This window comes from Nitrosospira sp. NpAV (assembly GCF_000832065.1).
Taxonomy (GTDB): domain Bacteria; phylum Pseudomonadota; class Gammaproteobacteria; order Burkholderiales; family Nitrosomonadaceae; genus Nitrosospira.
Genome location: NZ_JXQM01000045.1, coordinates 1 through 1262, shown reverse-complemented (window position 1 = coordinate 1262; position 1262 = coordinate 1). Strand labels below are relative to the sequence as shown.

Annotated in this window: 1 protein-coding gene; it reads right to left on the bottom strand. The window is 55.9% G+C overall.

Features of this window, described 5'->3' with window-relative positions:
• Positions 1-59 precede the first annotated feature (59 nt).
• Complete coding sequence (gene tuf / locus SQ11_RS15180; RefSeq protein ID WP_041515042.1) at positions 60-1250, bottom strand: elongation factor Tu; 1191 nt, start codon at positions 1248-1250, stop codon at positions 60-62.
• Positions 1251-1262: the final 12 nt, after the last annotated feature.

Sequence of the window (1262 nt, the reverse complement as noted above, 5' to 3'; positions counted from 1 at the left end):
CTTCAAAAACAAAGATGAAAATCAGGAAACTCATGCGTCAAGTATAAGAACGGCTACCGCTACTCAATAATCTTTGCCACCACGCCCGCACCGACGGTTCTTCCGCCCTCGCGAATGGCAAAACGCAGACCTTCTTCCATGGCAATCGGCGCAATCAGGTTCACCGTCACCGAAACATTATCCCCAGGCATCACCATCTCCGTTCCCGACGGCAGCTCTATCGCTCCGGTCACGTCAGTGGTGCGAAAATAAAACTGGGGACGGTATCCCTGGAAAAACGGCGTGTGGCGCCCCCCTTCTTCTTTGCTCAGCACGTAAATCTCCGCGGCAAACTTGGTATGCGGCGTGATGCTGCCCGGTTTGGACAACACTTGACCACGCTCGACTTCCTCTCGCTTGGTGCCACGCAGCAGTACGCCAACGTTGTCGCCCGCCTGCCCCTGATCCAGCAGTTTCCGGAACATTTCCACGCCCGTGCAAACCGTCTTGAGCGTCGGCTTCAAACCCACAATCTCGATTTCTTCACCCACCTTGACTATGCCACGCTCAACCCGGCCCGTCACCACGGTACCTCGTCCGGAAATGGAAAAAACATCTTCCACCGGCATCAGGAACGGGCCGTCTATGGCGCGAACCGGCTCCGGTATATAACTGTCCAGCGCGTCCGCCAGCTTGAATATGGAGGGCTCGCCTATGTCGCTCTGGTCCCCTTCCAAGGCTTTCAGTGCAGAACCAATGATGATCGGTGTGTCGTCGCCAGGAAAGTTGTATTTGGACAACAGTTCGCGGACTTCCATTTCCACCAGTTCCAGCAACTCGGCATCGTCCACCATGTCGGCTTTGTTCATGTAGACGATGATGTAGGGCACGCCCACCTGGCGCGCCAGCAGAATGTGTTCGCGCGTTTGCGGCATGGGGCCGTCCGCGGCCGATACCACCAGTATCGCCCCATCCATCTGCGCCGCGCCCGTTATCATGTTCTTGACGTAGTCAGCATGGCCAGGACAGTCAACATGGGCGTAATGCCGAGCATTGGTCTCGTATTCAACATGAGAGGTGTTGATGGTAATGCCCCGCGCCTTCTCTTCCGGGGCCGAGTCAATCTGCGCGTAACTCTTCGCTTCTCCACCAAATTTCTTCGCCAATACCATCGTCACCGCCGCCGTCAGCGTGGTCTTGCCATGATCCACGTGACCAATCGTCCCTACATTTACGTGTGGCTTCGTCCGCTCAAATTTGCTCTTTGCCATGTTGTGCCCTTT